Raw genomic sequence first — 26,906 nt, 5'->3', positions numbered from 1 at the left:
GTCGGCAACAAGGTGCAGGGTCAGGACGACCTCGACTTCCTCCGCGCCGAGGTCGGGGACGACCTGCTCGTGACGGTGGGGCGCGAGACCGTCGACCACCACTCCGGGACACTGCAACGTGTCGCCCGATGTGAACAGCCGTTGGCCGTGCACGATGTCGGGATTGACGAACCCGCCTCGGCCGGTCCGAACTGGTCGTTCAGTCATGAACCCTGGGGCGGCGCCCTTGAACTACCCGGCTACGCGGACCAGTTCACGGAGTGAGCTGCCACTGCTCGATGTAGCCGACATCGAGACGGTCATGGTCCTGTGCTCGCAACTTCCACGTACCGGCGACCGGTTGGGCGGAGGCGTCGACGGTGAAGGTCTGGTCGACGTTGTCGGCGGAGTTGCCGGTGCGGTTCAGCAGGGGGTAGACGGTTCCGTCGGGGCCGACGAGGTCGACGCTGAGGTCGCCCCGGTAGGTGTGGACGATCTTGACGTAGACCTGGGTGGTGGCCGAGGCGTTGCCGTCGCGGCCGGTGACCGTGATCGGGGACTCGACCGCGGCTCCGGCGTCGGGGATGTCGACGCGGGTGGTGCTGCCGTAGATGTTCGCGACCCGCCAGGTGAAGGCGACGGTGGCGGTCGCGCCCGTGGCGTCGGTGACGGTCACCGTGACGTCACTTGTCCCGAGCGTGGTCGGGATGCCGGCGATCAGGCCGGTGTCGCCGATGGTCAGTCCGTCCGGCAGTCCCGTGGCCGAATAGGTCAGGCCCGCACCGGAGTTGGTGGTGTACGCGTCCGTCTGCAGGGACACGGCCTGGCCGACTCCGCTGAGTTGGCCGGGGATCGGGGCCACGTTGACACCGAGGACGATCCGGCTGCCGACGTTGATCGCCGCCCACGCGTCGGCCACGGCGAGGTAGGTGGGGCTGTAGGTGCCGAAGAGGTCCGCGGCGGCCTGGAGGGTCGCGGTGCGGGCACCGGCGTAGTTCGTGGACGAGGTCATGTATGTGGTGAGCGCCCGGTACCAGATCCGCTGGGCGTTCTCGATGCCGATGCCGGTGACGGGTTGGCCGTCGTAGGTGGGGCTGTCGTAGGCGACGCCGTTGACGGTCTTGGCGCCGCTGCCCTCGGACAGCAGGTAGAAGAGGTGGTTCGCGGGGCCCGAGGAGTAGTGGACGTCGACGCTGCCCAGTGTCGAGCTCCAGTAGTCGCGGGACGCGCCGTCCTTGGAGGGCTTGTCCATGTAACGCAGCGGTGTGCCATTGCCGTTGATGTCGATCTTCTCGCCGACCAGGTAGTCGGGGACGTCGGCGGGCAGGTCGCTGTGGAACTCCACCGCGGCGGCGAAGATGTCCGAGGTGGCCTCGTTGAGGCCGCCCGACTCTCCGGAGTAGGTGAGGCCGGCGGTCGCGGCGGTGACGCCGTGGCTCATCTCGTGCGCGGCCACGTCCAGCGCCGTCAGCGGATGGGTGTTGCCCGAGCCGTCGCCGTAGGTCATGCAGAAGCAGGTGTCGGACCAGAAGGCGTTGACGTAGTTGTTGCCGTAGTGGGCCCTGCTGTAGGCGGCGACGCCGTCGTTGCGTATGCCGTTGCGGCCGAACACATCCTTGTAGTAGTCCCAGGTTGCGGCGGCACCATAGGCGACGTCCACACCCGCGGTCTGCCGGTCGGCCGGCGTCCCGTCGCCCCAGACATCGTTGTCATCCGTGTACAGGGTGCCCGTGCCCGAGGTGCCCTGGTTGAGGTCGTAGGTGCGGTGTCCGGCGCGGTCGCCGTCGACGAGTTGGTACGTCGAGCCGGAGAGCGTGGTGCCGAGCGGGACCGTTCCGCTGAACTGGCCCGTGCCGGTACCCGTTTCGATGCCCTGGTAGCGGAAGAGGGCCTTGCCCGAGTCGGCGTCCGTGATCACATGGAGTTCACTGGGGGTCCCGTCGTCCTGGAAGCCGCCGACCACCGCCTCCCAGGCGAGGACGGGCTTGACCCCGGCGGCCCAGACGACGAGTCGTGGAGCGCCGTCGGCCTTGGCCTGCTCGCCGCCCGCCTTCACCGCGGTGGCGAGTGCCTTGGTCCGCGCCGTCGTCGACGACACGTTGGGGGTGGTGTCCGGCAGGGTCAGCTCCGCTTTCGCGGCCTTGGTCACGGTGAGGCGGCCGCTCCTGGCGTGGACGACCAGGTCGCCGCCGAGGACGGGCAGCCCTGAGTACGTCCGCTCGTAGCGGGTGTGGGTGGTGCCGTCGACGTCCTGCGTGACGTCCTTGACGACGAGTTTCTCCTTGGCCCCGAGGCCGAGGCTCTTCGCCGTGGTCCCGACGGCCGCGCCGGCGCTCCTGAGGAGGGCGGTGTGCTTCGCCGGCGTCAGAGCGGCCGGGGCCGCGCCCGCGCGGGGAGTGGCAAGGATCTTCGACGGGGTGCGGCTGCCGGGGGCGGCGGAGGCCGTGCCGGTCTGCATACCGGCCGCCAGCAAGGTGCCCACCGCGGTGAGCACGAGGGCCGCTGTGTATCTGGGGTGGTGCGGATAACGGTCATGCCGGGTCAAGGCGTTCTCCTCGTGTGGGGTGGTCGGACTCGGTGGAGTCCTGGAGAGCGGGTCGGGCCGTGGTGGGGCCGTCCGGCGGCGCGCGGGCGAAAGAGGTGGAAGAGGTGGAAGGGTGAGGGGAAGGTGAACGCTCGGTGAGCGTGATGCTCAGCAGAGTGGCATCGCACCCACAGAATTGTCATGGCTACTACAAAGCAACGGCTCAAAATGGCGGGTCCGTACTGCGGTTCGCGCACCTGGGCAACACTTTTCGGCCGGGCATCGGGCGGCGCGACCTGCCTGAACAGAGAGCCGTCGAACAGGTGGTTGAATGATGACCGGAGGGGGTATCCAACCCCTCAACTCACGTACGGCGTCCACGACTTGCCTCACCAGGACAGCTACGCCACGAGCTCGGCGCAAACCGCCCGCGAAGACGCTGGCATATGCCAGAAGCACCACCGGATCGGGTGTTGCCAAATCCCTTACAGGGCGTCGCAGGCTGTGCGACAGTCGTAACCGGTCCCTCCATCCGCCTTGGTCGTACCGTCCCCGCATCGGAGTGCGTCATGCCGTCCCATCTCTCTGCGGACCGCCCGGCCGCCCAGCCGCCCGCGCGCGGCTCGGTCGACGCGCTGATAACGCAGGCGCGCCGGCTCATGGGCGACGTGGACGCCGTACGGCGGGACGCGCAGCAGGACGATTCGGACCCGCGCGAGCGGTGGCAGCGGGCTCTGTGCGATCTGGCGCTGCATCAACTCAACGATCTCGACGAGCACTTGGGCCAACTGCGGGACGGCCCGCCGCCCGTACCGGCGTCCGTCGAGCCGCCGTTCGCCCCGCCCGCGGTACCGCGGGCGGCCCGGCAGGAGTCGTTGCTCAGCCGGGTCGGCAGTGCCGAGTGGAATCTGCTGACGGACGAGGCGAGTTGGTCCGGGGAGCTCTATCAGATCCTGGGCCGCGACCCGGCCGCTCCCCCGCTCACCCTCGACGAACTGCCGTCCCTGATCCTCGACGAGGACCGGCCGCGGCTGACCGCGATGGTCACGGACTGCCTGGTCGACGCCAAACCCATCGACGGCGAGTTCCGCATCGTACGGCCCGACGGCGCCGTACGGACCGTGCACATGATGGGCGAGCCCGTGCTCGACGCCGACGGTGGCACCGCCTCGATGTGGGCCGTGCTGCGGGACGTCAGCGAACTGCGCCGCAGCCAGCGGACGGTGAGCGAGACCCGTGACTCGCTCCAGCGTCACCGGCACCACGCGCAGACCGAGCGCCGGCTCGCGGTCGAGCTGCAGGAGGCCGTGCTGCCGCCGTGGCGCGGCTCCTTGCGGCTCCCGCACCAGGGACCGGAGACCCTGGACCTGGCCGCCCGCTATCTGCCCTCGTCGACGAGCGCGCTGATCGGCGGCGACTGGTACGACGCGCTCCAACTCTCCGACGGGACCACGCTGTTGAGCGTCGGCGACCTCACCGGACACGGTGTCGCCGTCGCCTCGGGCATGGCGATGCTGCTCGGCGCCCTTCGCGGCATGGCGATGGCGGGCACCGAGCCCGGCCAACTCATGTCCTGGCTCAACCAGTTACTCGACGCCACCGTGCAACCGGCTCTGGGCAGCGCGGTGTGCTGCCGCTACCGGCCCGAGACCCGCACCCTGACCTGGGCGCAGGCAGGACACCCCGCCCCGCTGCTGTTCCGCGGCGGGACGGGGCGCATGCTGAGCGCACCGGACGGCGTCCTGCTCGGCGCCACCTCGGGAGCGGCCTACGGACAGGCCGAGGAGATCCTCGAAGCGGGCGACGTACTCCTGCTGCACACGGACGGACTGGTGCCCAGGCGCGGTCGCCCCGAGGCCGCGGACCGACTGCTCGACCTGGCCCCGCGCTTCGGCGAGGCGCGCACCGCACAGGACTGCGTACGGATGGTCGTGGAGGAGTTCGGCGACACCGAGCGCGAGGACGACGCCTGCGTGCTCATCGCCAGGGCGACCTGACGAACCGTCACTGACGGACGATCAGTCGCACAACCCCCTTACGCCTGCGCGCTGTTGCCTCCCCTTGCCCTCGGGCTCCTCTCCTGTGTCCTCGGCAGCGCGAGCCTGATCTCCTCCCGGAGTTCGTGGATATTCGGGTCGTTGGAGTACTGGGCGGTGAGCCGGTACATCTCGCGCAGCCGGTCCCAGGTGCGGTGGGAGGAGTTGGTTCCCATCGACACCAGGGCCAACCGCGCGTACCGGTCCGCCTGTTCGGGGTCGTCCGCGATGAAGCACGCGGAGGCCATCGACAGGAAGTCGAAGATCTTCGAGCGCTGCCGTCCGTCGACCCGCAGCGCCAGGGCCTTCTCCGCGTAGTGCTGGGCGTGCGCGGCCGCTCCCGGCTCGTGCTCGGCCAGCGTGCGGTAGGCCAGGGCCTGCATGCCGTAGAGGTCCTCCTCCTTGAACGTCTGCATCCAGCTCGGCGACGGTACGTCGGCCCGGTCGGAGACGAAGAGGTCCTCCGCCTGGCCGAGGGTGCGGCGCATCGCCTGGCCCTTGCCCATCGACGCCTGTGCCCAGGCCTCGATGGTGTAGAGCATCGCCCGGGTGCGTGGCAGCACCTCGTCGCCGGAACCGGCCTTGGCGAGCTTCATGAGATCGAGTGCGTCGTCGGGCCGGCCCAGGTGCACCATCTGGCGAGCCGCCCGTGAGAGCGCCTCTCCGGCGCGGGGCCGGTCGCCGCCCTCACGGGCCGCGTGGGCGGCGATGACGAAGTACTTCTGCGCCGTGGGCTCCAGGCCGACGTCGTGCGACATCCAGCCCGCGAGTACGGCGAGGTTGGCGGCGACGCCCCACAGGCGCCGCTGCAGATGGTCGGGGTGACGGTAGGCGAGCATGCCGCCCACCTCGTTGAGCTGTCCCACCACGGCCTTGCGTTGCAACCCGCCGCCGCGGGCCGCGTCCCAGGCTCGGAACACCTCGACGGACGCCTCCAGTTCCTCGATCTCCTGCGACCCGATGGGGGCGGCCTCATAGCGGTCGAACCCGGCGGGGTCGGCGTGCAGCGGATCGTCGGATCGGGGAGCGTCGGCGGAAAGAGTCGGATCGGAGTGCAGCCAGTCGTACATGGCGCTGCTGAGTGCGGATCCTGCGGCGAGCGCGGCGCCCGCGCCCACCAAGCCGCGTCGGTTGAGCATGAGGTCCATTCCCGTGAATTCGGTGAGGACCGCAGCAGTCCGTCCGGGCGCCCACAGCACGACGTCGGGATGTTCCGCGTCCCCGTCGCCAGGCCGTTTCCCCACACGCCCGTGCCGGACCAGACCGAGGTCCTCGATGGTCACGACACGGCCGAGACGCTCGGTGAACAGAGCCGCCAGCACCCGCGGCACCGGATCGCGCGGGATCTCTCCCGTGTCGATCCAACGCCGTACCCGCGAGGTGTCGGTCGAGAGCTGGGGGTGGCCCATGGCCGCCGCCTGCCGGTTGACCCGCCGCGCGAGTTCGCCCTTGGACCAGCCGGCCAGGCCGAACAGGTCCGAGAGACGGGAGTTGGGTTGTCCGTTCACGTCAAGCCCCCAGGTTCTCGGCTGACTTGAACATAGCCCGGTGCGCCTTGCCGGGCGACTATTCGCCAGGGTTCGCCAGGGTGCGCCAGATGGTGTGCCACTGCGCATCTGGTGTCAGGTAGGAACGCGCCACCCCGACCCGGTCACCGAGGGACATTCCCCAGGATGCACCCGGGGGACCGGGCCGGGCAGCGCGCTTGCTTGGACAGGCACTGCAGGCACACGAAGGGATCTGTCTCTCCCATGTACACAGCATCGTCCTCCGTGTCCGCCCCGCCCCGGTCGCTGCACCCCCGCCCGGGCGCCGGCGGCCCCTACCTCGACCCGGCGCGCCCGGCGGCCGGCCCCGTGCTCGGTGCGGGCAGGCCGCGGCGCGTTCCGGGGATCGGCACCCAACCGCTCAGCGGGAGACTCGACTTGTCCGGCCCTCAGGGCGCCCAGCTGCGTACGGCCATCGCGTCGGTGCACCGGATCTGCCCGGAGTTCACTCCGGTGCAGGTGCTACGCCGCAACGGGCGCTCCGTGCTCCTGGTCGGAACGACCGGACGCAGCACGGCCGTAGCGAAGTGTTTACTGGACCACTCCCCCGCGTGGGCCGAGCGGATCCGGCACGAGATAGCGGCGTACCGCTCGTTCGTCCGGCACCGCCCGCCGGTGCGGGTGCCGCGGCTGATCGCGGCGGATCCGGACAACTGCACGCTGGTCATCGAGCGGATGCCGGGCCGGGTGGCGGCGCTGCACCGGCACCCGGCGGAGGCCCCGCCGCGGGCGGACATCAGGGCGGCGCTCGGCGCGATCTGCCGGCTCAACGCCTGGCGGCCGCCGGCGGGCACCTTCGACGCCCCGCTGGACTACGCGGCCCGGATCTCCCGGTATCACGAGCTGGGGCTGCTCACCGACCGGGACATGGGAGACCTGCAGAAGCTGCTGCACGGCATCGCGCACTCCGCGGGCCGTCAGGGCATGGGCCAGTTCTGTCACGGCGACGCCCTGCTGTCCAACATCCTCCTCTCACCGGCCGGTCCAGTGCTGGTGGACTGGGAGCATGCGGGCTGGTATCTGCCGGGCTACGACCTGGCCACGCTGTGGGCGGTCCTCGGGGACGCGCCGGTGGCGCGGCGGCAGATCAGTCAGATCGCGCAGTCGGCGGGACCGGCGTCGCGTGACGCGTTCCTGGTGAACCTGATGCTGGTGCTGACCCGGGAGATCCGCACCTACGAGATGGCCGTGCAGCGTTCGATGCACGACACGACCCCGGCGGCACCGGGTCCGGCCCACCCGGGTGCCGCGCCGTCCGGCGAGGAGCAACGGCTGCTGCTGCGGCGGCTGCACGACGACTGCCAGTTGGCCCGACGGGCCGTGCGCGCGGCGGTCGGCACCCGCTGACGGGGACGACGGTCCGCGGTGCGCCCTGCAACGGCGCACCGCGGACTTTTGTATGTCGCGGCCACATGTGGCTCCCCTATATATGGCTCGCTCATTGGTGTACTCCACTGACGCCCCGCAGGCCCGAAAGCCGCCGCCACGAAACTCCTCGTATCCCCTGTTGACATGGGAAATCGCCTCCCTCTGGGCATGATTGACGGATCGTCGGCCAGCCGGTACCACTGACGCACGCCCGGCCCCGTACGGCTCGTCCCCCCACCGTCCCTGGAGGCTGCATTGCGAGGATCCACGACCGACCCCAACCGCTCTCCCGGACACAGACGCGCGCGAAGATCCGCCGGCGCGCTCGCCACCGCCGCCCTGCTGCTGCCCTTGCTCGGCGCGGCCCCGTCGCAGAGCGCCACCGATGCCTCCGCCTCCACGCTCCAGCAGGCGTTCGCCTCCGCGTCAGCCGAGTACCACGTACCGCAGACCGTGCTGCTGGCCGTCTCCTACCTGCAGTCCCGCTGGGACACCCATGGCGGAGCGCCCAGTGTGACCGGCGGCTACGGCCCGATGCACCTCACGGACGCCCGCACCGCCCTCGCCACGACGGAGCACCTGAGCGAGGGCACCGAGGACGCACGCGGCGACAGCGCCCGCTCAGCCCTGCACCCCATCGCGCGGATCCCGGCGAACTCCCAACTCCCCGCCCGTCTGCGGACGTTGACGAAGGCGGCCGAGCTGACCGGCCTTCCGGCAGCCGACCTCCGTACCGACGGGGCGGCGAACGTGGCCGGCGGCGCGGCGCTGCTCGCGGACGCGCAGCAGAGCCTGGGCGAGCCGCTGAGCGCGGACCCGGCCGAGTGGTACGGCGCGATCGCCCGCTTCTCCGGCGCCGACGACACGGCGACCGCGGCCTCCTTCGCCAACGATGTCTACGACGTCATCCACACCGGCGAGGAACGCACCACGGACGCCGGGCAGCGGGTCGCCCTGGCCGCCCGGCCGGGCCTGGCGCCCGACACCGCGCAACTGCGGGAGACCGGGCTGCGTACCGTCTCCGCCGACGGCACGGAGTGCCCGAAGAAGGTGTCCTGCGAGTGGATCCCGGCGCCGTACTCCGAGTTCGGGGACAACGACTACGGCAACCACGACCTGGGCGACCGTCCCGCGTCGCAGAGCATCAAGTACATCGTCGTCCATGACACGGAGGGCCAGTGGGACGGTGTCCTGAACCTGGTCCAGGACCCCACCTATGTGTCGTGGAACTACACGATCCGCTCCACCGACGGTCTGATCGCCCAGCATGTGAAGGCCAAGGACGTGGCCTGGCACGCGGGCAACTGGTACATCAACGCCAAGTCGATCGGCATCGAGCACGAGGGCTTCCTCGCCGCGCCGGACGCCTGGTACACGGAGGCGATGTACCGGTCGTCGGCACGCCTGGTGAAGTACCTGACGAAGAAGTACGGCATCCCGCTGGACCGGCAGCACATCCTCGGCCACGACACCGTGCCGGGTCCGACCACGTCCACCATCCCCGGGATGCACACGGACCCGGGCCCGTACTGGGACTGGGCGCACTACTTCACCCTGCTGGGACACCCCTTCGAGCAGACCGCGAAGAAGGGCGGCGGCCTGGTGACCATCCGTCCCGACTACGCCACCAACCAGCCGGTGTACACGGGCTGCGTCACCGCGGGCCAGCCGTGCGCGGCACACGGGTCCAGCGAGGTCAGGCTGTACTCCGGGCCCGGCGAGACCTATCCGCTGATCAAGGACATCGGCCTCGGTACGACCCCGACGACGGGGGTCAACGACCTGTCGTCGCGGGTGTCCACCGGCCAGCAGTACGCGGTGGCCGACCGCTCCGGCGACTGGACGGCGATCTGGTACCTGGGCCAGGAGGCCTGGTTCAAGAACCCGAAGAAGCACCCCACCGCCGTGAAGGCGGCCGGCCTGGTGGTGACTCCGAAGGCCGGTGTGGACAGCGTCCCGGTGTACGGCCGCGCCTACCCGGAGGCCTCGGCCTATCCGACGGGAGTGCCCGTCCAGGCGGTGTCCCCGCTGCCGTACACCCTGCTCAAGGGCCAGAAGTACGTGGTCGGTGACAGGGTGCCCGGCGAGTACTACTACGCGGTCACCTTCACCACCGACTCGCACAAGGTCGTCGTAGGAAAGGATCTCTACTACGAGATCCAGTACGGCCACCGGGTGGAGTTCGTCCGGGCCGCCGATGTGACGCTGGCGCGGTCGGGCCGGTAGCCGGGCCTCAGCCCTGCTGGAACAGTTCCGCCGGGAGCGGTTTCAGCAGGGCGTAGAGGTCGTCCGTGATGGGGCGGTCCCAGGCGGCGATGGTGACCAGGACATTGTCGCTGCGGTCGAACTGAACGCAGGAGATCCGGCTCTCGGAGAGCTTGAGGCGGCGCACGATCAGCAGGTTGTCGCCCTGCATCACCGGCATGTCCTCGGTGCCCACGACCGTCACCTCCTCGTCGTTCTCCAGCGCGAGAAGCAGTTGGGCGACCTCGAAGGGGACCTCGTCCTCGGCGATGTCACGGGCCGGGGAGCCCTCCGGCAGATTGCCGATGACCATCGCGGGGCCGCGACCGCCGAAGAGGTCGTAGCGCAGGAACACACCCTGGCAACTGCCGTCGGGCGCGGGCAGCAGACCGGCACCGAGGTTGCCGGGCCAGTCGCCCGGGTCCATGGCCAGGACGTCGAATTCGGGCCCGGCGGGGGTGGCGCTGCGGCGGCGGAGGAACGACATGAAGCCATGGTACGGGGTGCGGGTGCCGTCCGGCGGTGGGGCGGTGGTAGGCGCGGGTGTGTGGTCTGGTGCGGGTGTGTGAAGGCTAGGTGCGCCCACGCGGCGGAGCCGCACATTGGCACAGCCCCGCGCCCCTTGGGGGGTTTGGCCCTATGTCGGTTTGATCAGTGCTGTTTCCAGGCCTGTGCGGTCTGTGCCCAGTTTTCGGTACGCCGCTGAGAGCAGACGTACCGCTGTTTGTTCGTCCGTGTGGAGTTCTACGGCTATCTCGGGGTCGGTGTGGCCGTCGGCCGCAAGGGTCGCCGCTGTGCGTTCGCGGGTCGTGAGGGTGTCCGTCTCCGTGCTGTGGAGGCGGCGGGGGCGCAGGCCCGCTGCGGCGAGTTCGGCGCGGGCCGTGTCGGCGAGGCCGTCCGCGCCGCACTGTACGGCCGCGTCGAGGCCGCGGTAGAGGTGTTCGGCGGCTTCTTCGGAACGGCCGGTGCGGCGGAGTTCGGTGCCGAGGGCGACCAGGGCGCAGGCGAGTTCGTAGGCGGCCGGGGAGCGTTCCAGGTGCGCGACGGATTCCTCCAGGAGCTTCGCGCGCGCTGAGCCGGAGGAGACCTCGGCGGCGATGCGCAGGGCCTGGCCGATGGCGGACGGGGTGCCGAACTGGCGGGCGCGGGCGACCGCTTCGTGGGCGGTGGCGACGGCGCGCTCAGGGGTGTCGTGGCTCTCGGCGCGGGCAAGGTGGAGTTGCCAGGGGCACCAGGCGGGGTTGCGGATTCCGCGCGGGTCCAGGCGGCGGCCGGCTGCGGCCAGTTCTTCGGCCGCGTCCTTGGTGCGGCCGCGCGCCAGCAGCAGTTCGCCGTACACGGTCTGCGCGTCCGGGAAGACGACGGCGGCAGGGAAGGGCTCCGCGAAGGCGTGGTCCTCGGCGAGCCGGGCCGCCTCCGCCACTCGGCCGCGGGCCAGCAGGACCTCGATGAGGATGCCCGTGCCGTACCAGTAGACGGGGGTGCCGGGTCCGACCCGCTCGGCGAGGCGCAGGCCCGCGCGGGCGAAGTCATCGGCCTCGGCGAGCCGACCGCGCCGGTAGCGGAGGTAGCCGAGGAGTGTGTAGCCGAAGGCCAGATGTGCGCCGCGCCAGCCCTGTTGCTCGAAGTCGGCGATGCCGGTGGCGAACAGTTCCTCGGCCCGGCCCGGCCGGTCGCAGTACATGTGGGCGAGTGCCACCAGCACCGGCACCTCGAACCCGCGATCGGCTTCCGCCCAGCCGAGGCCACCATTCAGTGCGCGTTCGGCATGGTGGAGGGCCACATGTGCGGGTTCACCACGGAGTACGGCGTCCCAGGTGCGCAGGCCGATGATGTACCGCTCGGTGAGGTCGCGGCCCTTGAGGCGGTCGGCGAGTTTGGTGAGGCGGCGCGAGCGGGAGGGGTGGTCCGGCTCGTCGGCACGGAAGGCGTCCCACATGAACTGCTCGGAGAGCATGCGGAGTTTGACCCGGGCGTCGCCGGTGACGCGGATCTCGCGGGCGAGCGTGTCGGAGGCCTCGGCGAGGCGGTCGCTGTGGGCGAGGACCTGGGAGAGGCGGTAGACGATGTTCTGCCGCAGACCCGCGTCGCTGATCGGCTCTTCGAGGGCGGCCCGCAGATGGTTGACGGTGGTCGCCGGTTCGGTGAGCAGGGAGGCGCTGCCGAGTTCGTAGAGGACGGCGGCCCGGTCGTCGAAGGGCGGGGGTTCGCGCAGGGCCCGCGCGAGGTAGCTGCGGGCCGTGTCGGGGGCGCCCGCGCGCAGGGTTTCGCCGGCTGCCGCGCGGAGTTGCTGGACGACCCAGTTGTCGCCGTCGGGGTGGGTCTCCATGAGGTGGCGGGCGGCGGCGGAGGGGCCCTGGCCGTCGTTGATGACGCACCAGGCGGCCTGGCCGTGCAGGGCGACCCGGACGCCCGCCGGGATGGCCCGGTAGACGGCGGTGGCGATGAGCGGGTGGACGAATTCGAGGGTGCCCGCGTCGGTCGGTGTGCCGGTGAGGATCCGGGCGCCGCGCAGCGCGTCGGCGGCGTCGGCTGCTTCCTCGTGGCCGAGTCCGGCGACGGCGGCGGCGAGGGCCGGGTGCGTCGCGGTGCCGAGGACCGCGCAGGCCCAGGCGAAGCGGACGGTCGATGTGCCGAGCCGTTCGAGGCGGGTGATGAGGCCGCTGCCCTTGACGGCGGCGGCGAGGTCGCGCAGCAGGTACGCCCCGGCCTCGGTCGGTGTCAGACCCCGGTCATGGATCTTCGCGGTGAGTTCGACGGTCTCGAAGGGGTTCCCGGCGGTGACGGCCCAGCACTCGTGGCAGAACGCGTCGTCGGCGTGCTCACCGAGGGTCTCCCGCACCAGGTCGGCGACGGCCGGGGCGCTGAGCGGTTCGAGGTCGAGGGGGCGTCCGCCGGCCCGGCCCGGCAGTCCCCTGAACGACTCGGCGTGAGTGGGGAGTTCGTCGGGCCGGTAGGCGACGACGACCAGGAGCGGGAGTTGCTCGGCGCGGGGTGCGAACGCGGCGAGCCAGCCCAGGGATTCGGGGTCGGCCCAGTGCGCGTCGTCGAGGACGAGAACCATCGGGGCCCGTTTCACCGCGAGGTGGGTGAGCACCCAGTCGAGGCCGTCGCGCAGCCCCTGCTGGTCGGGCGGGGAGCCTTCGGTGGGGGCGCACAGTCCGAGGGCCGGCCCGACGATGTCGTACCAACTCCCCAGCGCGTCACGGAGATCGGCGTCGCCCGACGCCGCGAACTGCGGTTGCAGCAGTTGGCGGGCGACGTGGAAGGCGACGCGCTGTTCCTGGTCGCCACCCCGCGCGGACAGCACGGTGCAGCCCCGGGCGGCGGCGCGGCGGCGCACCTCCGCAAGGAGGGTGGTCTTGCCGATGCCGGCTCGTCCCGCGAAGGCGAGCAGGGCGCCGCGAGGCCGGTCCTCCCGTTCCGCTCCGTCCGTGCGCAGACCGGTGAGCTCGCCCAACGCCTCGTCCACGGCGGTGAGTTCACTCTCACGTTCGAAAAGCGTCCTTCTGCTGCGTGCGCTCCGCTGCCCCATCCCATACCCCCTGCCACGGTGGTGCGCCCGCGCGGGGAGCGACCGCACACCGTGAGCTACAGGGACCTCAGCGTACGCTTCCCGGGGGTGCCGCGACCCGCTAGTCGGCGAAGGCGTACCGGCCGGTGCTCCTGAGTCGTCGGGGGCAGTGGGCGACGGACGACCTACGGCAACTGCTGCGCGTCCGAGGCAGGTGTGCGCGAGCCGTACGCGATGACGGACTCGTCGGCCCGGGCCGACGGGAATCCGACGGCACGGACCTTGATCCTCAAGGGCGTTGGGCCCGACGGCTGGCGGTTCGCATCGGACGCCGGCAGTGTCAAGGCCCGCGATCCCGCCCAACGGCCTTTTGCCGCCCTGCCGTTCTACTGGTCGTCGTTGGCCCGTCAGATCCGGGTGCGTGGTCCGGCCGTGGCGGCGGGCGAGGAGGACAGCGCGGCGGACTTCCTACGGCCGTCAAGGAGTCACTGGCCCGGCTCGACGACGAGCCACCCGCGTGACACCCGAGGATGTCGGTCTGCCGTCCGGTGGCGCGCCTGGAGCGCGGCACGGAGACCCGGCCCAGCCCGTCCGTCATCGACGCGCTCGCCCGCACGCTGCTCTCGACCGGGCGGGGTTCGCCATCTCCTGAGGACAGGGCCGGCGGTGCGGGCGGGGTCGGCGACCCGGCGTGTCCGTGCACCACGACGGCGCCGTATGGGTGTCCAACCTCAGCGAGTCCAGTCGCGACCGTGGATCGTGTCGGACGAACTACGGTCGCTGATCGAGCCGTTGCTGCCCGAGCCGGCGCCGAAGCTGGTCGAGGGCAAACCGCGGGTCCCGGACCGGCAGGGCCCGCGGTGTCGCTGACCGGCGGCAACCGCAACGACGTCGCCCAACTCCTCCCGGTGGTCGCGGAGCGACGCCAGCCCCACGGTACGGGCCTGGGCATCTCCCGGTACGTCGTCGAAAGGACGATTGCCTCGTTGCGCGGATTCCGTCGCCTGCACATCCGCTGGGAACGACGCGACGACATCCACGAGCCCCTCCTCGGCCTCGCCGCCTGTCTCATCACCTACAGAAACGTCCGACGCCTTTGCCAGGGCTTCTCACTGCATTCCACCCAACGTGACCAGCGACGAATCCATAAAGCCGAGCCCGGCCCAGCACGTAATTCATGAGCGGTCTCAAGGCTGTGTCAAAGTTCAGACCTTACCGATGAACTCACACGGCGGGAAGCGGGCAGCCGCTCAATTCGGGTGAGGTCGAAAGGTTGGCGTCGTTCCTTCGGCAGTCCCTAGATTCGGTGAAGTCAACCGACAGGGTCTCTTCGAGGAGAGTTTGACTATGACCGAAAACCGCGGCGGGAGCCGTCGGACGTGGGTGCGTGGCATGGTGGCAGTCGCCACCGGATTTTCGGCCGTCCTCACCATGGCCTCCACCGCCGGCGCAGCGACACACAGTGCCGGGACCGCCTCAACAGCGGCGGCCAGCTGCCCGTACAAGTACTTCTGCGCCTACCCGGGAGCAAATTTCACCGGCACCCCGATACTCATGTACAACTGCACCGAATACGACATGCCATGGTCGAGTCTGGGTTCGTGGATCAACAACCAGACCCCTGGAACCCGCGCACAATTCAGGAGTTCCGACCACGTGACGCGCTGGACGGATGGTGGTGCCTACGACTCGGACGCCTCCGCCGACTGGTCATGGGTCTGGTGGGTGAAGCCCTGCTGAGAGGCGACGGGGATAGGGCACGATTGATCGAACAACGGCCCCGTTGGGCGTATCTGCGACGCCGAGGATCCGGCGCATGATCCCGGAGAAGGCCACAGCCAGGCCGCCCGCCGGCGCGAAGGCTCACGCTGCGGGCAGCCTGGCGGATGCGACGAAGAGCCGTACGAGAAACGGAACTCCGTCGAACGGGCCGGCCATGACAGTGGCCAGTTGAGATTCCCACTGGCGGCCAGTTGGCAGGGAGTTGTCTGGCCGCCAGTGACCACTCCATGTGGGCGCCGTCCAGCATCGGCTTGCCGCGGTGGGTCTCGGCCTCACCGGGCCGGAATGTGCGCCGCTCCGAACAGACGCTTGGTCATACCGAGGCGTTCATACGTGGCGACGGCCGGCGCGTTGCGGGTGAGCACCATGAGAGAGGCGCGGCCGTGCTGGTTGACGAGGGCATCCACGACGAAGCCGCACACCGCCCGCGCGAGGCCGCGCCCGCGGGCTGCAGGGTGGGTGACCACTCCGCCCATGAACCCGCACCCGGCCGCGGACCACGCGTCCGCCGCCACCGCCAACGGCTCCGCCCCGGCGCCACCGTCCACCTCGCCGAGGACCCCGGCCCACCGGCGCACACCCGCGCGCTCCGGCTGCGCATAGGAGTCCGGGAAGAAGCGGTCGAACAGCGCCGTCGCCGCCTTCTCCTCGCCGGCGTCCAGCCACCGCGCACCCGCGCCAGCGGCACCGGAGGGCAACATGGTCTCCATCCAGAAGAAGTGGTGGACCAGCTCCAGGACGGTCAATCGACGCAACAGCACATCGATCAAGGCAGCCTCCCCCAAGAGCCGGTAGGACGGGCCGACCTCCTCCCATACCCGCGTCACCAGTACGGCCGCGTCGGCACTGTCGCCCCGGACCGCGAGCCGATCCTGTTGCGAGTTGGGGCTGGCCACCGCCACCGCCGCACCGTGGCGCCAAGCCCGTACCCCTGGCCCCAGGCTGCCATCGCCTTGCCCCTGGGCGGCCCAGATTGTCAGCCCGTCGCCGGCCGCGGCCCGCTCGATATCGCTGAGTCGTGCAAGTTCCTCCACGCGCCGTGCTTACCAGATGTTCCTGGAGCCCCGCGAGGCCCGTGAGTTCAGGGAAACTGAAGGTTCTTCACCGCGAACCCGAAGATGGTCTTGAAGCCCTGATGCGCTCGGACTCACCTTCGACGGCGGGCGGAAGGGTCGCGCTCCGACGTGCCGGGCGACCGCGTCTCCGCGATCGAGCATCCGGACCGGGCCCGGCGCCAGCATGCTCACCTGGGTCATGCCCCCAGATCCTCCGTCACGGGCAGGCACTCGGCGAGCAGATCGACGACATCGCGCCAGGCTCGCTGCGCGTGCCGTGAGTGGTAGCCGACGCCTGGAACCACGGGGTGGTCGACCGGCGGGTGGTGGAAGGCGTGCAAGGCGCCGCCGTAGACCGCGAGGCGCCAGTCGACGCCCGCAGCTGCATCTCAGCGGTGAACGCGTTCCGTTGCGCGGGCGGCATGATCGGGTCTTCCGACCCGACCCCGGCCCACACCGGGCAGCGGATGCGCGCCGCCTCGCCCGGTCGGCCGGTGGTCAGTGCGTTGACTGTCCCGATCGCGCGCAGGCTGACGCCGTCGCGCCCGAGTTCCAGCCCGACGGCGCCCCCGGTGCCGTAGCCGACGGCGGCGATCCGGTCGGGGTCGGTCCGCGGTTCGGCGCGCAACACGTCGAGCGCCGCATGGCCGATGCCCCGCATCCGGTCGGGATCAGCGAGCAGTGGCAGGCAACGGGCCAGCATCTCCTCGGGGTCAGCCAAATAGCGCCCGCCGTGAAGGTCGAAGGCCAGCGCTACATATCCCAGCTCGGCGAGAGCATCGGCCCGGCGGCGCTCGACGTCGCTGAGCCCCATGCCCTCCGGTCCGAGCAGCACCGCGGGGCGACGGTTGGCACCGGCCGGGAGCGCGAGGTGCCCGATCATCGTCAGACCGTCGGCCGGGTACTCCACCGTACGCGTCGTAATCTTCGTCATGGGACTGGACCGTAGTGATCGTCGAGCCCGATCCGGCCGGTGTTCTGCCGCTGGCAGACGGTCAACATCACCACCAATGACACTGAGTCGCATGGGTGACGGGGGCCGGGAGCTCAGGGCTTCGCTGTACGGCATCGTCGAATGCTCGGACGGCACCGACGACCCGGTGTCGTCGACAAACGCCGGGTCGCCGGGGTGACCGCCAGGCCGGAGAAAGAACCAGCCGGCTCGGTCACCTCGCCACGGGCAGCGACGCTGCCTTTGTCCACCGTCAGAAGCCCACGGCCACTCAGGGCGTACGCCCAAGCCCTTTCCGACTGGTTCACGCGCCGCAACGCACTCCACATGACGCGTCCGGCAAAACGGGTGAAACACCCTTCACGTCAGGTCGAACTCCCCTTCCCGCGCTCCCGACACGAACGCGCCCCATTCCGCGGGCGTGAAGATCAAGGAAGGGCTTTCCGGGCGGCCGCTGTTGCGCATAGCGATGAATCCCTCGACAAAAGCGATCTGGACATCCCCCAGTCCACGGCTGCCTGAGTGCCAATCGGCGTCACTGAGGTCCAGCTCCGGCTTCTCCCAGCCCGCAAGCGGGTGCTGCTGGATGGTGCTCTCGGCCACGTCCGTGCTCCTCCCGATTCGTCGTCCGCGGCCAGCCTAGCGATCGGTTTCTGATGCCAACAGGCCACGTGAGGGGGACCTTTCAGGAGGCGGGCGGTTCGCTGCCCACGAGCCACATCGAGAAGAACTGGGATCCGCCGCCATAGGCGTGCCCGAGAACCCGCCGGGCGCCTTCCACCTGGTGTTCTCCGGCCTGCCCGCGGACCTGGAGGGCGGCCTCCGCGAAGCGGATCATGCCCGAGGCGCCGATCGGATTGGTCGAGAGCACTCCCCCTGACATGTTCACGGGAAGGTCGCCGTCCAGCTCGGTCACCCCCGACTCGGTGAGCTTCCAGCCCTCTCCCTCGTCGGCGAACCCGAGGTTCTCCAGCCACATGGGCTCGTACCACGAGAACGGCACATACATCTCTACGGCATCGATGTCCCGGCGCGGATCGGCGATCCCCGCCTGCCGGTACACATCGGCCGCGCAGTCCTTGCCGGCCTGCGGTGACACACAGTCCTTGCTGGCGAACAGTGTGGGTTCACTACGCATGGCGCCCCCATGCATCCAGGCCGCCGGACGTGGGGCGCGGGCCGCTCCTGCCCGGTCGGTGAGGACCATCGCGCAGGCGCCGTCCGAGGAGGGACAGGTCTCGGAGTAGCGGATCGGGTCCCACAGCATCGGCGAGGCCTGGACCTTCTCCAGGGTGATGTCGTGCTCGTGGAGATGCGCGTACGGGTTCTTCAGCGCGTTGCGCCGGTCCTTGTACGCCACCAGGGAGCCGACCGTGTCGGGCGCCCCGGTGCGCCGCATGTAGGCGCGCACATGGGGGGCGAAGAAGCCGCCCGCACCGGCGAGGAGCGGCTGCTGGAAGGGGATCGGCAGGGACAGTCCCCACATGGCGTTGGACTCGGACTGCTTCTCGAAGGCCAGGGTGAGGACGGTGCCGTGCGCGCGGGCCGCGACGAGATTGGCGGCGACCAGGGCCGTCGAGCCGCCCACCGAGCCTGCGGTGTGCACCCGGAGCATGGGTTTTCCCACGGCGCCCAGCGCGTCGGCGAGGTACAGCTCGGGCATCATGACGCCCTCGAAGAAGTCGGGCGCCTTGCCGATGACGACAGCGTCGATGTCGGCCCACGTCAACTCGGCGTCGTCCAGGGCCCGTCGGGCCGCCTCACGGACGAGTCCCGCGATGGACACGTCCCGGCGCGCGGCGACGTGCTTGGTCTGGCCGATGCCTACGACGGCCACGGGCTCCTTGCTCATCGCGGATCCCCTTCGAGTACGGCGACCAGGTTCTGTTGCAGACAGGGGCCGGAGGTGGCGTGGGCGAGGGCCCGGTCGGACTCGCCCCGGTGGATGCGGGCGGCGGCCTCGCCGATGCGGATCAGCCCGGCGGCCATGACCGGGTTCGCGGCCAGGGCGCCGCCGGACGGGTTGACGCGTACGTCGTCCCCGAGCCGCAGCGCCTTGCGCAGGACGACCTCCTGCGCGGTGAACGGCGCGTGCAACTCGGCGGTGTCGACGGGCCGTTCGAAGGCCCCGGCCTTCTCGGCGGCCAGCCGGGTGGACGGCGAGTCGGTCAACTCCCGTACGCCCAGGCTGTGCGCCTCGATGCGGTGGTCGATCCCCCGGATCCAGGCGGGCCGTTCGCACAGTTCGCGCGCCCGGTCCCCGGCCGCGAGGATCACGGCGGCCGCCCCGTCGCCGATCGGCGGGCAGTCGCCGGTGCGCAGCGGGCGTACGGCGTAGTCACCCTGCGGGACCGAACCACGCATCTGCGCATGGGAGTTGGCGCTCGCGTCGGTGCGGCTGCGGGCCGCCACGGCGGCGAGCGCGGGTTCGTCGGTGTCGCCCGCGTCGATGAGGGCCTGCGCCTGGAGGGCGGCCAGCGCCACGGAGTCCGGCCACAGGGGGGCGACGTAGTAGGGGTCGAGTTGCCGGGTGAGGACGTCGCGCACGGAGCCGGGGGACGACTTGCCGTACGAGTAGACGAGCGCGGTGTCGGCGTCGCCGGTGAGGAGTTTGGTCCACGCCTCGTAGAGCGCCCAGGCACCGTCCATCTCGACGTGCGACTCGGAGATCGGTGGCCAGGCGCCGACGCCGTCGAGGGCGAGGGTGAAGGAGAAGGCGCGGCCGGCGAGGTAGTCGCTGGAGCCGGAGCAGGTGAAGTCGATGTCGGCGGTCTTGAGGCCGGTCTGTTCGAGGACGCCGTGCAGCACCGGCATCAGCATCTCCACCTCGGAGAGTTCCTCGGTGGTGCGCCGGTGGTCGGTCTGCGCGAAGGCGACGACGGCGATCTCACGCATCACAGCAGCTCCTTGTAGGCGTCGTAGTCCGCGTCGGGCTCGCCGGTCGGCCGGTAGTGGTCGGGATAACGCCCACCCTCGGTCCACACCGCCTCGACGCGCAGCCCCATGCGCACCTGGTCGTACGGGATACCGCCGATCCGTCCGTGCAGCGCGAGGTCGGCGCCGTCGAGGGCGATGTGCGCGTAGACGTACGGCACCTCGATGTCGAGGTTCTTCGCCTTGATGTTGACGATGCAGAACGTGGTGACGGTGCCGCGCGGACCCACTTCGACATGTTCCGCTGTGGCGACGCCACATGTGGGACACGCACCCCTCGGCGGGACGTACACCTTGCGGCAGGAGGGGCAGCGTTCGCCGACGGTGCGCTGTTCGGACAGCGCGTGGATGTAGTCGGTCTGGGCGCGGCCGGGCGAGTAGACGTAGTCGAGGCGCGCGGGGGCGACGATGCCGGTGACCATGTCCTCGAACTCGCCGGTGTGGTCGGCGAGTTGGTGCGCCTCGCTGCCTTCGTAACTGCCTTCGTACGGTTCGAAGCAGGCGATGTCCGTGATGGCTCCGGTGCGTTCGCCGGCCCAGCGGACGCGGACACGCATGCCGGTGCGGACCGCGTCGGGGCCGGGGGCGTCGAGGGCGTGCAGGAGGGCGGTGTCGGCGCCGTCGAGGCGGACCAGGACCCAGGCGAAGGGGGTGTCGAGGGGCTGGCCGCGGCGGGGTTCGTGGTTCCAGGCCCAGGTGGTGACCGTGCCGACGGCGGCGACCTCGACGAGATCGCGGATCTCCTCGGCGGTGACGGGGTCGTATTCGACGGGCGGCACGAGCACGCGGCCGTCGCCGGTCCGCACCCCGAGGACGACCCGTTCACGCAGCCCGGTGAGGAAGGCGCTCTGAACCGGGCCGAGGGAGCGGGTGAAGGGGAATTCGAGGGTCAGGGGAGCTTTGAGGACTTCGGGCATGAGGGGCTGCCTCCTTGCGAGCGTCAGGCTCGCTTGTAGACGGGCGGTCGCTTCTCGGCGAAGGCACGGGCCCCCTCCTTCGCGTCGGCGGTGTCGAAGACCGGCCAGCCGCGCTTGAGTTCGGAGGCGAGACCGTCGGTCTCGGCCAGCTCGGCGGTCTCGTACACCGACGCCTTGACAGCCTCGACGGCCAACGGCCCGCAGGCGTTGACGAGTTCGGCGATCTCCAGGGCCTTGGCGAGGGCGGTGCCGTCGGGCACGACATGTCCGACCAGGCCGATGTCCGCCGCTTCCCGTGCGCTGTACGGGCGGCCGGTGAGCAGCATCTCCAGGGCGTGGGTGCGCGGGATCTGCCGTTGGAGACGGACGGTCGAGCCGCCGATCGGGAAGAGACCGCGTTTGACCTCGAACAGGCCGAAGGTCGCGGATTCCCCCGCGACCCGGATGTCGGTGCCCTGGAGGATCTCGGTGCCGCCGGCCACGCAGTGGCCCTCGACGGCGGCGATCACCGGTTTGCGCGGGCGGTGATGGCGCAGCATCGCCTTCCAGTGCAGGTCGGGGTCGGCCTTGAGCCGGTCCCGGTACTGCTGGCCCTCCATGCCTTTGCCCGCGAGGGCCTTGAGGTCCATGCCCGCGCAGAACGCGCCGCCCGCGCCGGTCAGCACGATCGAGCGGATCGCGTCGTCCGCGTCGGCCTCGATCCAGCCGTCGTACAGGCCGACCAGCATCGGCAGCGAGAGCGCGTTCTTCGCCTCGGGCCTGTTGAGCGTGAGCACCAGTGTGGCGCCCTCGCGCCGCACGGTCAGGTGTTCCGTACCGCCCATGGTCGTCCTCCCGTCGCCGTACCGCCTCCGGAACGAGAACAGGTTGCAGGAGGTGCCCTGCCAGTACAAGAGGTTTCTGACACTCAGTCAGATTTCTTCTGCGCGGACCCTTCACAGTTGCCGCGCCCTTTGCTCTGATGACCGGCGAACCGACGTCAGGAGGAGTGGTGGAGTACAACATTGCCGACCTGTTCGAGTCGGTCGTCGACGTGGTCCCCGACCGCGAGGCGCTCGTGTACATCGACCACCCGGGCACGGGCGCGGAACGCCGCCTGACCTACGCGGAGTTGGACGCGGCCGCGAACCGTATCGCCCATCATCTGATCGACAGCGGGATACGTCCGGGTGAGCACCTGGGGCTCCATCTCTACAACGGCATCGAGTACTTGCAGACGGTGCTGGGCTGCCTCAAGGCGCGGGTCGTACCGGTCAACGTGAACTACCGTTACGTGGAAGAGGAGTTGGTGTACCTCTATCGGGACGCCGATCTCGTGGCGCTGGTCTTCGACACGGAGTTCACCGAGCGGGTGGCGGCAGCGCTGCCGCGGACGGAGAAGCTTCGGCACCTGGTGCGGGTGGGGACACCGGCACCAGGCGCCCCGGACGTACCGGCCGTGCCCTTCGCGGACGCGGAGGCGGCGGGGTCTCCCGAGCGCGGGTTCCCGGCCCGCTCGGGAGACGACCAGTTCATCATCTACACCGGCGGCACGACCGGGATGCCCAAGGGTGTGATGTGGCGCCAGGAGGACCTGTTCTTCTCGGGGCTCGGCGGCGGCGCGCCGACCGGTGAACCCGTCAAGAAACCGGAGGAGTTGGCCGAGCGGGTCGCGGCCGGCGGGGCGGGCATCACGTTCTTCCCCACTCCCCCGCTGATGCACGGCACCTCCACGCTCACCGCGTTCATCGGCTTCAACTTCGGCCAACGCATCGTGATCCACCGGAAGTTCGCGCCCGAGGAGGTGCTGCGGACCGTCGAGAAGGAGAAGGTCACCAGCATGTCCCTGGTCGGCGACGCCATGCTGCGGCCGCTGATCGACGCCCTCAACGGGCCGATGAAGGGCACGGACTGCTCGTCGGTGTTCAGTGTCTCGTCCTCGGGCGCGATCATGTCGGAGACGGTGCGCCGGCAGTTCCAGGAGCTGCTCCCGAACACGATGCTGCTGAACAACTACGGTTCGTCCGAGTCCGGCTTCAACGGCACGGCGACGGCCGACTCGGGGGCCGGGCAGTCCTTCCGCATCCGGGTCAACTCCCGTACCCAGGTGGTCGATCCGGCCACCAACGAGCCGGTCGCCGTCGGTGAGATCGGCCGGGTCGCCCAGTGCGGCCACGTGCCGCTCGGCTACTACAACGACCCGCGGAAAACCGCCGAGACCTTCTTCGAGAAGGACGGCAGACGGTGGGTGCTGCTGGGCGACATGGCGACCGTGGACGAGGAGGGCGTCGTCACGGTCCTCGGGCGTGGCTCGCAGTGCATCAACACCGGTGGCGAGAAGGTGTATCCGGAGGAGGTCGAGCAGGCGCTCAAGTCGCATCCGGATGTCTACGACGCGCTGGTGGCCGGGGTGCCGGACGCGAAGTGGGGCAACCATGTGGCCGCCGTCGTACAACTGCGCGCGGGCGCGGTACGACCGTCGCTGGACGACATCCAGACGCACTGCCGCACTCACCTGGCCGGTTACAAGATCCCGCGCCAACTGGTGATTTCGGAGTCCATCCAGCGCTCCCCGAGCGGCAAGGCGGACTACCGGTGGGCGCGGGAGGTGGCCGTCGCGGCGGATGAGTGAGCCAGTGCCGACCCTGGGTTGAACTGGCGGTAGCGTGCGCCCGTACTGGTGGTGACGGATCCGGTGGCCCGGGCCGGGTCCGCCATGCCATCACCGGGCTCAGCACGGAAGGACGTTCGGGTGCCGCTCTTCACTCGCTCTCACCCATCGCCGGACCAGAAGGCCACCGGGGAGACCGATCCGACAGCGGCGACGGAGGCCGCCACATCACCCGAACCACAGGAGCCACCTGAGCAACACGAATTGGCGGGCGCGACCGAGTCGACGGGATCGGGCGACGCGAGCGGCTTGGGTGAGGCGGCCGCGTCGGACCGGGCGGTCGAGCTGGAAGGGGTAGCCGGGTCGGATGGGGTGGCTGGGTCGGACGAGGCCGCTGCTTCTGTCGAGGCGATCGACTCGGACGAATCAGCCAAGTCCGCCGAGCCGGCAGCACCCGCAGCGCCTGACGAGCCCACGGAGTCCGGCGGCCCCGCGGTGCCGACGCAACGCGGCGACCTCACTGAACCGGCCGCGTCTGCGGAATTCGCATCACCCGCAGAATCCGCTCAAGCCGGCAACCCCGCAGAGCCGACTCAGCCTGATGACCCCGCCGAATCAGCCGTGCCTGCGGAATCCACAGCAGCCGCAACGTCCAGCGAACTCGCTCAACCCGACAACCTCGCGGAGTCGACTCAGCCTGACGACCCCGCTGAACCAGACGCACCTGATGCGTCTGGCGAACCGACGGAATCTGCTCAGCCCGCCGAGATCACTGAATCGGCGGCGCCCGCGCAATCCGCCCAACCCTCGCAGTCTGCCGAGCCTGCTCAACCCGAGAACCCCGCACAGTCGACTCAGCCCGGCGACTCCGCCGAATCAGCCACGCCCCCGGAAGCCGCCGAACCGGCTGCCCACCTCCCGGCCCGAGCCGGGTTGTTCGGCTGGCGTCGGCGATATCCACGTGCCGCACGTGTCGTGGGCGTAGGTACGAGTGTCCTCGCCGCTGTGCTGCTGCTCGTCGCGCTGGTCGTGCCGGATCGGCTTGACCGGATGACGTTCCAGTCGTTCCTGCGACTCCCGGTGGAGCTGATCATCCTCGCGGTCGTGCTGCTCGCGCTGCCGTCGCGGGCGCGGCGGATCGCCGCTGTCGTCCTGGGCGCGTTCGTCGGGCTGACGACCGTCCTGAAGTGCATGGACATGGGCTTCTACCAGACCCTGGCCCGCCCCTTCGACCTGGTCTTCGACTGGGTTCTGCTGAGCGACGCGGCGGACTGGATGAAGGACTCGTTCGGGCACTCGGGCGAGGTACTCGCGATCATCGGGGTCATCGTCCTGCTGATCGTCGTGCTCGCGGCTAGCGCGCTCGCGATGGTGCGGCTGGCGGACGTGATGGCCAGGCATCGCCCCATGGCCGTACGCACCACACTTGTGCTCGGTGTTGTGTGGATCATGTGCTTCACCCTGAGTGTGCAGGTCGGTGGGGTCACGCTCGCCACCAAGGGCTACAGCCAGTTCCTCAGCAATCGTGTGAAGTACGTCCGCGAGGGCCTGGGCGACGCCGACGTCTTCAAGAAGCAGCTCACCGTCGACGCCTTCGCCAAGACGCCGTCCAACCAACTGCTGACCGGACTGCGTGGCAAGGACGTGCTGTTCACCTTCATCGAGAGCTACGGCCGGGTCGCGCTCGACGATCCGACGATGGCACCGGAGATGGACAAGACGCTCGCCGCGGGCGATGCCCGGCTCAAGGCGGCCGGTTTCGCCTCGCGCAGCGCCTGGCTCAGGTCGCCCGTGACGGGCGCCGGAAGCTGGCTCGCCCACTCGACGTTCCTGTCCGGCCTGTGGATCAAGAACCAGCAGCGCTACCGCACCGTGACCACGAGCACCCGCGCGACTCTGACCAGCTACTTCCAGAAGACCGGCGCCTGGCGCACGGTCGGCATCGTCCCCGGCGTGCGCAAGTCCTGGCCCGAGGGCAAGTACTTCGGCCTCGACAACATCTACGACTCCACCCACCTCGGCTACAACGGTCCGTACTTCAGCTGGACGCCGGTGCCGGACCAGTTCAGCCTGGAGTCCTTCGAGAAGCTGGAGTACGGCAAGAAGAACCGCGACCCGATCATGGCGGAGATCATCCTCGCCTCCAGCCACAACCCCTGGTCCCCCATCGCCCACACGATCCCCTGGAACCAGCTCGGGGACGGCACGATCTTCAACCAGATCAAGAAGGAGGGCACGAACCCGACGGAGGTCTGGAAGAGCGCCAAGCGCGTGCGCACCGAGTACCGCAAGGCCATCCAGTACTCCGTGGACAGCCTGACCCAGTGGATGCAGCGCTACGGCAACAAGAACACCGTCCTCGTCTTCCTCGGTGACCACCAGCCCGTCCCGACGGTCACCGGCGGCACCAGCGACAGGGACGTCCCGATCACCATCGTCGCCCACGACCCGAAGGTGCTGGACCGCATCTCCAACTGGGGCTGGACGGACGGGATCAAGCCCGCCGACAACGCGCCGGTGCTGGGCATGGACAAGTTCCGGGACCGCTTCATGACGGCGTTCGGGAGCCAGGCGAAGTGACGTCGAGGAACGCGGTGACGCGGCGCACGAACCACTCCGGGTCGTCCAGCCACGGGTAGTGACCGGCCCCCGGCTGGACCGCGGACTCCGCGTTCCGGAAGACGTCTGCGGCACGGCGGACGAGGTCGGGCCGGGGGCCGCCGTCGAGTTCACCCGCGAGCAGCAGGACGGGGGCGGGCAGGCCTGCGAGGGCGGCCCGGGCGGCGGCCGGGTCGAAGGCGCCCTCGGCGAAGTACGCGTCGGCGGCCTCGTCGGCGCTCTGCTCGTCCCCGAGCGCGGCGTGTCCCTCGGCGGCGGCGTCCCACCGGCCGTAGAAGAAGGGCTCGAAGACCGGATCGAAGTCCCCGGTGCCCGCGAGCCACGCCTCGAACGCCGGGAACGCGTCCTCGAACCACGGTTCGCCCTTCCGCAGCCGGGCCGCGGCGAGCCGGTCCTCGGCCGTGGCCGGCATGTCCAGTGCCCATGGGGTGGCGGTGATGAGCGCGAGCCGTGCCACCCGTTCGGGATACCGGGCCGCGTACAGCATCGCGAGACTGCCGCCCGCCGAGTGGGCGAGCAGATCCATATGGTCCAGCCCCATGTGGGCGCGCCACACCTCCACGTCGTCGACCAGCCGGTCACAGCGGTATGTCGCCGGGTCGGCCGGCGCCGCGGAGTCACCGGTGCCTCGCAGATCGAGCAGGATCAACCGGCGATGCGCGGTCAGCCCGCCCAGATCACCGAGATAGGCGGAGGCCCGCATGGGCCCTCCGGGCAGCACGAGCAACGGCTCGCCCACGCCCCGTACGTGGTAGGCGAGTTCGGTGCCGTCGGTGGCGGTGAAGGTCGGCATGCCGTCGATCCTCACCGCCGGTCACCGGGCGGCGCAAGCCGGTTGATCGGGC

At 70.1% G+C, this 26,906-nt stretch carries 19 protein-coding genes and 2 pseudogenes; 9 read left to right on the top strand and 12 right to left on the bottom strand.

Features of this window, described 5'->3' with window-relative positions; all coding sequences use genetic code 11:
• The coding region (locus AB0M63_RS42620; RefSeq protein ID WP_366023193.1) for a hypothetical protein at positions 1-264 on the top strand (264 nt) is incomplete at its 5' end.
• Here AB0M63_RS42620 and AB0M63_RS42615 read toward each other — a convergent pair.
• A complete protein-coding gene (locus AB0M63_RS42615) occupies positions 254-2,524 on the bottom strand; it encodes a M4 family metallopeptidase (protein WP_366023186.1) in 2,271 nt (756 codons plus the stop codon). The genes AB0M63_RS42620 and AB0M63_RS42615 overlap by 11 nt on opposite strands.
• Before the next feature lie 548 nt (positions 2,525-3,072).
• Between AB0M63_RS42615 and AB0M63_RS42610 the strand changes: the two genes are divergently transcribed.
• A complete protein-coding gene (locus AB0M63_RS42610) occupies positions 3,073-4,500 on the top strand; it encodes a SpoIIE family protein phosphatase (RefSeq protein ID WP_355902656.1) in 1,428 nt (475 codons plus the stop codon).
• Between the two features lie 38 nt (positions 4,501-4,538).
• Here AB0M63_RS42610 and AB0M63_RS42605 read toward each other — a convergent pair whose 3' ends face one another.
• Positions 4,539-6,047, bottom strand: coding sequence for a hypothetical protein (locus AB0M63_RS42605; RefSeq protein WP_355902658.1), 1,509 nt, complete (start codon positions 6,045-6,047; stop codon positions 4,539-4,541).
• A 243-nt stretch (positions 6,048-6,290) separates the two neighbouring features.
• Between AB0M63_RS42605 and AB0M63_RS42600 the strand changes: the two genes are divergently transcribed.
• Together AB0M63_RS42600 and AB0M63_RS42595 are read left to right on the top strand one after the other, a co-directional pair.
• The gene (locus tag AB0M63_RS42600; RefSeq protein WP_355902660.1) at positions 6,291-7,433 is read left to right on the top strand and encodes an aminoglycoside phosphotransferase family protein; all 1,143 of its coding nucleotides are present in this window, start codon (positions 6,291-6,293) and stop codon (positions 7,431-7,433) included.
• 276 nt (positions 7,434-7,709) lie between these two features.
• The gene (locus AB0M63_RS42595) at positions 7,710-9,680 is read left to right on the top strand and encodes a peptidoglycan recognition family protein (protein ID WP_366023185.1); all 1,971 of its coding nucleotides are present in this window, start codon (positions 7,710-7,712) and stop codon (positions 9,678-9,680) included.
• Between the two features lie 7 nt (positions 9,681-9,687).
• Here AB0M63_RS42595 and AB0M63_RS42590 read toward each other — a convergent pair whose 3' ends face one another.
• Positions 9,688-10,185 carry a hypothetical protein gene (locus AB0M63_RS42590; RefSeq protein ID WP_355902664.1) on the bottom strand — a complete coding sequence of 166 codons (498 nt, stop codon included), beginning with the start codon at positions 10,183-10,185 and terminating at the stop codon, positions 9,688-9,690.
• A 150-nt stretch (positions 10,186-10,335) separates the two neighbouring features.
• Positions 10,336-13,233 (bottom strand): AAA family ATPase, encoded by a 2,898-nt coding sequence (locus AB0M63_RS42585; protein WP_366023184.1) that lies wholly within the window; start codon positions 13,231-13,233, stop codon positions 10,336-10,338.
• Between the two features lie 195 nt (positions 13,234-13,428).
• Here AB0M63_RS42585 and AB0M63_RS42580 point away from each other — a divergent pair, with 195 nt between their 5' ends.
• From AB0M63_RS42580 to AB0M63_RS42570, 3 genes and pseudogenes are all read left to right on the top strand, one after another.
• Positions 13,429-14,082, top strand: a complete 654-nt coding sequence (locus tag AB0M63_RS42580; protein ID WP_366023183.1) for a pyridoxamine 5'-phosphate oxidase family protein — start codon at positions 13,429-13,431, stop codon at positions 14,080-14,082.
• Positions 14,073-14,255, top strand: a pseudogene (locus AB0M63_RS42575) (IS5/IS1182 family transposase); the annotation flags it as partial. The gene AB0M63_RS42580 and the pseudogene AB0M63_RS42575, both read left to right, overlap by 10 nt.
• Before the next feature lie 349 nt (positions 14,256-14,604).
• On the top strand, positions 14,605-14,952 hold the full coding sequence (locus tag AB0M63_RS42570; protein WP_366023182.1) for a peptidase inhibitor family I36 protein: 348 nt from the start codon (positions 14,605-14,607) through the stop codon (positions 14,950-14,952).
• A gap of 314 nt (positions 14,953-15,266) precedes the next feature.
• Here AB0M63_RS42570 and AB0M63_RS42565 read toward each other — a convergent pair whose 3' ends face one another.
• The 7 genes and pseudogenes from AB0M63_RS42565 to AB0M63_RS42535 all read right to left on the bottom strand — a co-directional run bounded on the left by AB0M63_RS42565 (position 15,267) and on the right by AB0M63_RS42535 (position 21,676).
• Positions 15,267-15,896: a GNAT family N-acetyltransferase gene (locus AB0M63_RS42565; protein WP_366023181.1), complete on the bottom strand. Its 630-nt coding sequence runs from the start codon at positions 15,894-15,896 to the stop codon at positions 15,267-15,269.
• A 350-nt stretch (positions 15,897-16,246) separates the two neighbouring features.
• Positions 16,247-16,983: pseudogene (locus AB0M63_RS42560) on the bottom strand (dienelactone hydrolase family protein).
• A 378-nt stretch (positions 16,984-17,361) separates the two neighbouring features.
• Entirely contained in the window at positions 17,362-17,604 is a 243-nt protein-coding gene (locus AB0M63_RS42555; protein ID WP_355902674.1) for a DUF397 domain-containing protein, read from the bottom strand.
• Positions 17,605-17,686: 82 nt separating this feature from the next.
• Complete coding sequence (locus tag AB0M63_RS42550) at positions 17,687-18,853, bottom strand: thiolase domain-containing protein (RefSeq protein ID WP_366023180.1); 1,167 nt, start codon at positions 18,851-18,853, stop codon at positions 17,687-17,689.
• Positions 18,850-19,896, bottom strand: a complete 1,047-nt coding sequence (locus AB0M63_RS42545) for a thiolase domain-containing protein (RefSeq protein ID WP_366023179.1) — start codon at positions 19,894-19,896, stop codon at positions 18,850-18,852. Before AB0M63_RS42545 ends, AB0M63_RS42550 begins: the two co-directional genes overlap by 4 nt.
• Positions 19,896-20,852 (bottom strand): OB-fold domain-containing protein, encoded by a 957-nt coding sequence (locus tag AB0M63_RS42540; protein WP_366023178.1) that lies wholly within the window; start codon positions 20,850-20,852, stop codon positions 19,896-19,898. The genes AB0M63_RS42545 and AB0M63_RS42540 overlap by 1 nt, the downstream gene beginning before the upstream one ends.
• 23 nt (positions 20,853-20,875) lie before the next feature.
• Entirely contained in the window at positions 20,876-21,676 is an 801-nt protein-coding gene (locus AB0M63_RS42535; protein ID WP_366023177.1) for a crotonase/enoyl-CoA hydratase family protein, read from the bottom strand.
• A 167-nt stretch (positions 21,677-21,843) separates the two neighbouring features.
• Here AB0M63_RS42535 and AB0M63_RS42530 point away from each other — a divergent pair, with 167 nt between their 5' ends.
• Complete coding sequence (locus AB0M63_RS42530; RefSeq protein ID WP_366023176.1) at positions 21,844-23,463, top strand: acyl-CoA synthetase; 1,620 nt, start codon at positions 21,844-21,846, stop codon at positions 23,461-23,463.
• Positions 23,464-24,417: 954 nt separating this feature from the next.
• Complete coding sequence (locus AB0M63_RS42525; RefSeq protein ID WP_366023175.1) at positions 24,418-26,022, top strand: sulfatase; 1,605 nt, start codon at positions 24,418-24,420, stop codon at positions 26,020-26,022.
• Here the strand turns inward: AB0M63_RS42525 and AB0M63_RS42520 are convergent.
• Positions 25,991-26,854: an alpha/beta hydrolase gene (locus AB0M63_RS42520; protein ID WP_366023174.1), complete on the bottom strand. Its 864-nt coding sequence runs from the start codon at positions 26,852-26,854 to the stop codon at positions 25,991-25,993. The two genes, AB0M63_RS42525 and AB0M63_RS42520, sit on opposite strands and share 32 nt — an antisense overlap.
• Between the last annotated feature and the right edge of the window lie 52 nt (positions 26,855-26,906).

Origin of the sequence: Streptomyces sp. NPDC051576, assembly GCF_040681835.1 — a bacterium.
Classification (GTDB): Bacteria; Actinomycetota; Actinomycetes; order Streptomycetales; family Streptomycetaceae; genus Streptomyces.
Note: the sequence above shows the minus strand (reverse complement) of the source record. Positions and strands in the feature narration are given on the sequence as shown.